Source organism: Arthrobacter sp. CAL618 (assembly GCF_000468215.1).
In the GTDB taxonomy this organism is placed as follows: domain Bacteria; phylum Actinomycetota; class Actinomycetes; order Actinomycetales; family Micrococcaceae; genus Arthrobacter_D.
On the sequence record NZ_ASZW01000206.1, the window covers coordinates 1 to 8263 of the forward strand.

Here is an 8263-nt window from a genome sequence, read left to right on the forward strand (position 1 = left end):
GCTTGGGGTAGGTGCCGACAGTCGTCGTAGGTGCACATAAGGGGCTCATCGTAATTGAGGGTGTAGCCGTGGTCTGAAGCCGCCGGATTCTAGGAGTGACCGGGCGATGTAGTGGGTGAGGTTCCGGAATCCGAGGGCGGAGCCGCGAAGGTGTTCGAGGCGTCCGTTGATGGCCTCGGTCGGGCCGTTGCTGGTGCCGGGGCAGTCGAAGAAGGCGAGCACGTCAGCGGCACGCTGCTTCAGGGTCCGGCCGAGCTTGCGGATCTCCGTCAAGGTGGCGGGCGCGCCGGCCGCGACGGAGTCGATGAGGGCTTGCATCATCTTCTTGCCGCGGGCCTTATTTGGTTCCCGGTACGCGGCGACGATCCGTTGATAGATGCCCCACGTTGCTTCGACCTCGACGTGCTCCTCGACCGCGAACACTGTGGTGAGTCGGGCTTGCTGCTTCTCAGTGAGCAGGTCAGCGCCGGTATGCAGTGTCCGCCGGGCCCGGTAGAGCGGGTCACCGGCACGACCCCGATCCCCTGTTGTGGCCTGTTGAACCCGTTGCCGGCACCGGTCCAGCCCGTCGCCGGCGAGCCGGATGACGTGGAACGGGTCCATGACCGGGACCGCGTCCGGGAGTTTCCTCGGACGCGGCGGTCTTGACGCCGGTGAACCCATCCATGGCGACTACCTCGACCTTGTCCCGCCAGGCCTGCGGCCGGTCGGTCAGCTAGGCCTTGAAGGCCTGCTGGAGCGGCCTTCGACCGCCGCCGGGCCATCAGAGCCCGCGGACACTTCCCCAAAGAGACCGCGGCGCTGTAGCGCCTCTACCTTGCGACCAGGTCTCTTGACCCCACCGGCGGCGGCAGAGCACGCTGGGTGATCAGGTGGAAACCGGCGCTGAACGCATTCGCTTTTCCCCTTCGCAGGCCGGTTCGAGAAAACCACTCATTGATGAAAACGCCGGACCCCACATGTGAAGTCTCGGGACATCACAGACCACGATCGGCTACACCACTACCAGGGACTTGACCGTTGGATGGTTGGGGATCACCCAATCATCGGACATCTACGGTGGGAGAGCTGCAGGTTTAAACCCGGGTTGAGGTCTTTTGGCAAGGATTGGCCAAGCGACATCGCAGCCCCGGACCTCCCACACCAAGAGGTCAGCCTCTGGCCCCGTGTCGCCATGCGGCGATCACTCGGTGCCTAGATTGAATCGCTAACGCGGCGAAGGCGTCCCGCAAGAGAATCTTTGAGCGACGCAGCCTCCCGGTCTTGCGCGGATAGTTCCGGTCCTGTTGCGAGGATTGATGCATGCGGAAAGAATCTGAAATGCGGGATCGTCTTCTTCAGTCTTTTCGATGGCTGGGGGATAGAACCGATCCAGACTTTAGGGCTGATGTCACTGGATGGTGGCGTAGTCCAGAAACGCTTTCGTCGCTCGGACCGGGTCTCACGGCGCTTTTCCCTGGCTCGACACCGACGGTCGTCATGGGTACCGAGTCTCATGGGAGCTTACTTGGGGTTCTAACGGCGCAGCATTTAGGTATTGGGTTCGCGGAAGTTCGCAAGGATCCTGGGCGAGCGTCCGACAGCGATGCTTGGTGGGAGACGTCGACTGGACCTGATTACCTCAACCGAAGCTTGCGACTCGGGCTGCGCCGCTCATTGTTGAAGGCGGGGGACAGGGTCCTCTTCGTGGATGACTGGATTGCCACCGGCGCTCAGGCCGAGGCATGCCATTCGCTCGTCGAGATGAGTGGTGCGGCCTGGATCGGCGCTGCGGTGGTCGTCGACGGCCTTGAGAGAACCTCTTTACGACGGAAGCTTCAGGTTAGATCGATGCTCAACGTTCGAGAGCTCTAATCCGTTGGAACAGACACTGTCCGGTGAGGGGTCCTCCACGCGACACCAAGCCCTGACCAACAGCAATACCGCTGTCATGAAGAGTCTAAGACTGTGGCGGGGATGGCCCGCACAAGATGTCGGGCAGATGGCTGCCTGGGCGGAGAAGCGTCCTCGAATGTCCAAATTAGTCTGTCTAATCCACGCGGGGAAGGTCGTGTTGGTCCTTCGCTCTCCGTATCTACCTCGAATTACTAGTCAAATTCGATCTATCGACGTTGCACGCATCAGTCATGTGCGCTTTAGTCGTTTTTTCGATGAGATATTTGAGAAAGGAGGCCCGTCCATCATGACTCTCACCGCTTCAGAGCTTGCGCATCGTTGTATCGGTCTGGGCGTCACCCGAGCCTTCGTCGCATATCGGGACCGCCTGTCTTCTCGGGCTGTTCAAACCTTCGGGACAGGAAATACGTCTTCGGCGAGGGCGGCGGAGCCGAGCAGGTGTGGCAACAACAGGGCACGAAAAGGGGGTGTGCACATTGTGCACACCTTGGGGGTCGGACTGGGGCGGATCTGTGCCGGACTGGGCCGGTTTGGGGAGGTTTTCGGGGGAGGCCAGTGTTTGCAAGGGGTGAAAGCCGGTTCAAGTCCCACTTCGGGCACACGTTTCCCCTTGTCAGAGGCTGTTTTGCTCTCTGACTGTGCACAAACCGGCTCAGATGGTGAACAGGGTGTTCCTGTTTCGGTGGGTGGTTGCAATCTTCCCGTGACGGCTCGTCTCCTTTCTCTTCTGTAGCCCTTGGTGGGCTTTCTTACTAGTTCATGGTGGAGTGGTGGTGAAGGTACATGACTTCGGAGAAAGTTTATTGATGTGGCCTTATCGTCGTAGCGCAGCCTCGGGTGTTTTGCCCTGAGTGGTTTGTACGGGGCTGGCGGGATGCGGACAGCTCTTCAGCATGGCCACTATGGCTGAGAGCGGCTCTGTAGCGGTTGAGCCCCCGCATTCGCCAAGACCTCGGTACTTAACCGCTGTTGCGGCATACCAGTTCCGTGATTCCGGGGTCAATCCCGGAATCTGACCGAAGTGGTAGAGCGCAATCCAATTCTGACTCCGCGAGTCGGGCCCGATGGTCGCCCGGGGCTTAAGACCCTGTTGATGGGCGTGTGCCGGGTCTACTGTGGGAGAGGTCGGACCAATACGTATGGGGCGCGTTAAGGACCGGTGAGTGTCAGCTTTGGGGGTCTGGTACGGATCGTCTTCATTGGGGGGTGAAGGCGGCTTCAGATTCCGCCCTTGTCTAGAGGTGATGAACCAAGACGTAATCCAGGGGTCGACTGTAATTGATCAAGAGAATCCGGCCCATGCCGCGTCGTACAAATCAAGACAATACGTTCTCCACCCAAAAATGTTCAGGGACCCGCGACTCCGCTGATTCCTGTAGACGTATCAGGTCTTATCGGCATAATGGGCTACGTGCTTCCGAACGGTGGCTACATTAGGTAGGGGGACGAGACTAGCTTCGTCTTTAGGGGTAACATTTTCGGATGCCTTCTCCTAAAGCTGCACTGAGCCGATCACGCCAAACTGCGGTTGCCGTCGCATACCGCACCGAGACTGGAATCCGGGACCGACTGGCCCGTCGGGCGACCCGCCAAGGCTGGACCCCGGCCATCATTCCGTACTCGGGCTACTCGAGTGCCGATCATGCCCGGGTGCTGGGACGTGTGGTTCTCGCACCAGCATCGGTTGATCCTGCTGCACGCCGCGGCATCTCGGGGTGGCGGCGCCTCCTCACCCTAGAAAGTCCCGGAACTGAAGTATCGATTGAACTCGGCGGTGTCACCACAGTGGTAACCAGCGACGAGGCTGGCATCATCGACGCGCAGCTGAAGTTAGATGGCTCTCTCGAGGCTGGGACGGCCACCGCGCTTCTCACATCGGCGGGCCGTGACCCGGTCCCAGCTGATGTCCACGTCGTGAGCCCGGAGCCATCCCGAGGAGTGGTCTGCGACATTGATGACACCGCATGGGTGACCGGCATTTCCCATCCAGCCCGAGCGGCCTGGAGAACCTTGCGCGGCTCCAGCTCGACCCGGCAGATGGTTCCCGGCATGGCCCGTCTACTTGAAACCGCCGTCGAAGATCAGAACGAGCCAGGAGTGGTCTACTTGAGTAACGGGCCGTGGAATTTCGTGGGCCCCGTGACGCGCTTCTTGGCCAGGAACGACTTTCCCGCCGGTGCGATCCTGATGACCGATTGGGGGATTACCCCCCACCGGTGGTTCCGGGACGGCCAGAAACATAAATCATCATCCCTCGCCCGCCTCTTGGAAGACTTCCCCCACATCACATGGGTTCTGGTCGGTGACGACGGCGAACACGACCCAAAACTGTACCGCGACCTAGCCAAAGCGCACCCCGACCGCATTGCCGCTATAGCGTTGCGCCAAGTCCGACCAGCTGGACCATCCGAACCGGATGGAAGGGCAGAGACCGTGAACGGAGTACCCGTTCTCCATGGAGCTGACGGGGACGTCCTACTGCCCCTTCTACGCGAAGCACTAGGTGACCACCCGCTCAGTGACTGACTACGGGCCGAACGCTATCTCAAGTTTGGTTGTACTTGTCGCAACGCTGCGAAAATAGAGAATATTTCACTGGAGACGGGAGGGGACTTGCCCCGGATTGTGGTCCATTCCCTGGCTTTGGGGATGTCACCAGCCCGTGGTCCAGTGCGCAGGACAAATTATTTGGGCCCCGAGGGTCTACTGCGAACTATTGATCCGATGAGCTTCGCGATCTCACTGGGTATCCGGCCCCGGCTGCGGGCATTGCAACCGAGTTGGATCCGGAGGATATTGCCCTTGCTGACCTCGGACGGATGACGCCGACTCTGGCGCGATCCTGGTCATCGAAGTGCTGCGCCTACAGTCACTGCCTTGGATGAGGAGTGCTGCTGGAATAGGGGACTTGCGGTTGTTTAGGTTAGCGCTGGAAACGGAAGTCGCCCGCTCTTATCCCTGAAAAAATCCCTGATCCGGTCGAAGGATCCAGAGAAGGCGCCGCGATGGACAATCAAGGGGAACGCGTTCTTCTGGGGCCGTTCTCGATCGCTGGCTACTCCAAGATTTCCTCAAGGTTCGCCTATCATCCTGTCTCTAGGTTGATACTGATCGAAAATCATAGGGTCCGCGTCATCGAGTTATTTGGGGGCCAATAATGTCAGAAATGTCGCTGATGGAGGATGATGTTACTCATCAGACTGAAAAGTCTTTGCGGCTTCTGGCCCTTATTGCGAAATACCGAGATTTAGACTGTGACGCGGCGGCCCAGCTTCACTCTGTGTCCTCGCTGATACCTCCGCTTCTCCAAAATAATGGTGATGGAGTATTAGGTTGCGTGGTTCTCTCCACCTGCAACCGCTTCGAGATCTATTGCGAGACCGGATCAACAGGAAACGTTGAATCCGTGTGCTCTGACATTCTGGCAGCTGTCAGTCATTGTTCCGGACTAGACGAGGTCAGCTTGGACTGTTTGTTTGAGCGTGTGTGGGGGACGGCGGTAACGGAGCATTTATTCGGTGTGGGAACCGGGCTGCACTCGATCGTTGCCGGTGAGCGCGAAATTGCCGGACAGATTCGTCGCGCTCTTTCCACGGCGCAGCATGCAGGTACGGCCAGCGGGCTTTTAGTGCGTCTGTTCGAGGCAACGGCGAAAACAGCTAAAGAGGTCGGTGCGCGCACCACACTGAGCAGTTCCAGCAAGTCAATTGCGGTTGTCGCGCTCGAGCTAGCCTCCCATGGGCCAGGTTTCCCTCCCCTGACCGGCGCGTCCGTTGTTTTGTTTGGCACAGGTGCCTACGCCAGTTACGTCCTGAATATGCTTCGGAGCAAGGGGTGTTCGGATGTGTCGGTGTTCTCACGTTCGGGTAGGGCAGAGGCGTTTGTCGAGGGCAGAGGAGCAACCGCCCTTCCCAAAAATGCACTGGCTTCAGCCGTTGCGACGTCTGATCTTCTTATCGGATGTAGCGGTATCGGAACCCGTTTCGGCGTTCCGGAACTTACATGTGGTGAGCGTCCCGTGCGCCGTTCACTTACCATCGTTGATCTGGTCCCTAGCCGTGACTTTGAGGTTGTAGCCGAGGACCAGCCGGACATAACACTCATCGACCTGGAGTCAGTCCGCCAAGCTGCTCCGAAGGCCGATGCTGAGGCGCTGTTTCGTGCACGTGAACTCGTTCAGCGGGCAGCACAACAATTCCAGGACCGGGAGCGAAGCAAAACTGCGGACCAAGCCATCATCGTTCTCCGCCAACACATTCAAACTCTTCTCGACACCGAAATGGACTTAGTAACGCGCCAGCATAGTTGCGCTACTGCCGAAGAGATCAATGCCGCGCTGCGGCGAATCGTCAGGCAGTTCCTTCACGTGCCAACCGTTCGAGCGAGGGAACTGGCTTTGGCTGGCCGCCAGGACGATTACACGAAGGCGCTGGAAGTCCTCTTCGGAATCCACATCGCAGACCGGAACCCATAGTTCAGATACGGCGACAATACCTCCTTCCCTCGTCCTATGGCTTTGCCAGAGTACGGTTCTTCCACTTAGTGGTAGCGCCCCCGTTGGCACTTTTTGCTTATGCCCAGTGGCTGCATGTTCCCGCACTCCTCACCCAGCAGCCACTGGACCGGTCCGCTAACCCGGGGTTTTCATGAGGGTGGGGCCCGTCGGGTGTGTTAAAGCGACGAAAGGTGCTTCTGGGCTGGGAAAATAGTGTTGTTGACGCACTGTTCCACCGGCTGAAAGAAGCACCTTTCTGATGTCTAAGATTACCGGAGTTTTCCCGTCTCTTCCTGTCGCCACGACGGAGCAGTCGCTGGTCTCCCACGCGGGGCTGAACGTGGTGACATCTCTGATCGACGCGCTCGGTTTCCGGGGCTTGTGCGAGGACCGGTTAGGCCAGTTCGTTCCCGCCGGGGCCCGGCATCGGCCCGGCACGATCCTGGGATCCTTGGCGGTCATGCTCGCCGGCGGCGGGGAACACGTCTCGGATCTGGATATCCTACGCTCTGGTGCCGGCGTCTTCGGGAACGTGGCCTCGAACGCGACCGTCTCACGGTTCTTCGACCGGGTTGCGGCTGGTCCGGACGTCTTCGGCTACGGCTTCGCCACGTTGACTCGCCAGCTGCGTTCACGGGCATGGGACGCTGCCGGGGACCGGAACCCGGCACTGCGGGCGACCGTCCTGGAGCCCCTGATCCTGGACCTTGATGCCACGCTCGTGGCCTCCCACAGCGACAAGGAACAGGCCGTGGGCACCTATAAGGGCGGGTATGGTTTCGCCCCTTTCATCGCCAGCGTCGATTACGGTACGGGCAACGGGACCGGGGAGATCCTGGCCGCGTTGATGCGTCCAGGCAACGCCGGAGCCAACAGTGCCCAAGACCACATCGAGGTGTTCACCCAGGCCATCGGACAGCTCCCCGACAGTTTCTACGACGGCCACGGTGAGCTCATCGGGGACAAGGTGCTGGTGCGCACCGACAGCGCCGGGGCGTCACGGAAGTTCCTGCATCACCTGGCGTCGTTAGGTGTCCAGTTCACGGTGTCCTACCCGGTGCCGGTCACCAAGGCCCACATGGTCGCCTGGATCAACGACAAAGCGCATTGGCAGCCGGCCCTGGACCAGAACGGTAAGGAACGCACCGATGCGTGGGTCATCAACGCCACCGAGATTTTCGGGCTCACCGATTACCCGGTCGGGACGAACCTGTTCCTACGCGCCGAGCCCCTTCACCCCGGGGCGCAGGCAACGCTGCTCGATGTTGACGGACACAGAATCACGGCCTTTCTGACGAACTCGCCGCGCTGGCACGGGCCCACCCTTGATGCCCGGCACCGGGCCCGGGGACGGTGTGAGAACCGGATCAAAACGCTGAAGAACACTGGGCTCGGGAAACTGCCGTTCTATGATTTCCACGCCAATCAGGCCTGGGCTGACATTGCCGCCCTGGCCATGAATCTAGTGTCCTGGCTGCAACTGGCCATCCTGCCGGCCGGGCATACAGCCCGCGGCTGGGACATCAAACGGTGGCGGTACCGGCTCTTCGCGACCGCCGGAAAACTCATCACTAGGGCCCGGCGGACCCAGCTGCTGATCCCCGGCAACGCGCCGGAAACCGGCACGATCACCACCCTCCTGACCGCCATTACCGAGCTCAAGCACAGCCTCCGACAACCGAGCCCGCGCCTGGCCTGAAAGCCGGACGGCCAGCCCTGCAACCACCGAAACACCCGATCGGAGACGTGGAACCCGACGCCCAGCCAGCGACCACAGGCCCCGCCAACACGCCCAAAACAAGAAAATCCCACCGGACGCGAACTAGCCCATGACCTGGCCGCGAACCCGGCCATCATGAAAAATCCGGGCTA

Annotated in this window: 4 protein-coding genes and 2 pseudogenes; 5 read left to right on the forward strand and 1 reads right to left on the reverse strand. The window is 60.1% G+C overall.

Annotation, left to right across the window (positions count from 1 at the left end):
* Positions 1-45: 45 nt before the first annotated feature.
* Positions 46-715: pseudogene (locus tag K728_RS19380) on the reverse strand (ISL3 family transposase); the annotation flags it as partial.
* Between the two features lie 38 nt (positions 716-753).
* Between K728_RS19380 and K728_RS20675 the strand changes: the two are divergent.
* The 5 genes and pseudogenes from K728_RS20675 to K728_RS0112475 all read left to right on the forward strand — a co-directional run.
* A pseudogene (locus tag K728_RS20675) lies at positions 754-900 on the forward strand (IS256 family transposase); the annotation flags it as partial.
* A 420-nt stretch (positions 901-1320) separates the two neighbouring features.
* Entirely contained in the window at positions 1321-1854 is a 534-nt protein-coding gene (locus K728_RS0112455) for a phosphoribosyltransferase family protein (protein WP_024476920.1), read from the forward strand.
* Positions 1855-3378: 1524 nt separating this feature from the next.
* Positions 3379-4422, forward strand: a complete 1044-nt coding sequence (locus K728_RS0112460; RefSeq protein WP_024476921.1) for an App1 family protein — start codon at positions 3379-3381, stop codon at positions 4420-4422.
* 631 nt (positions 4423-5053) lie between these two features.
* Entirely contained in the window at positions 5054-6370 is a 1317-nt protein-coding gene (locus K728_RS0112470) for a glutamyl-tRNA reductase (RefSeq protein WP_051317690.1), read from the forward strand.
* 280 nt (positions 6371-6650) lie between these two features.
* Positions 6651-8090 (forward strand): IS1380 family transposase, encoded by a 1440-nt coding sequence (locus K728_RS0112475; protein WP_024476452.1) that lies wholly within the window; start codon positions 6651-6653, stop codon positions 8088-8090.
* Positions 8091-8263 lie beyond the last annotated feature (173 nt).

Excerpts from the sequence above, each read along its gene's own strand:
- K728_RS0112455 (WP_024476920.1), top strand. The coding sequence starts at position 1,321 with ATGCGGGATCGTCTTCTTCAGTCTTTTCGATGGCTGGGGGATAGAACC.
- K728_RS0112460 (WP_024476921.1), top strand. The coding sequence starts at position 3,379 with ATGCCTTCTCCTAAAGCTGCACTGAGCCGATCACGCCAAACTGCGGTT.
- K728_RS0112470 (WP_051317690.1), top strand. The coding sequence starts at position 5,054 with ATGTCAGAAATGTCGCTGATGGAGGATGATGTTACTCATCAGACTGAA.
- K728_RS0112475 (WP_024476452.1), top strand. The coding sequence starts at position 6,651 with ATGTCTAAGATTACCGGAGTTTTCCCGTCTCTTCCTGTCGCCACGACG.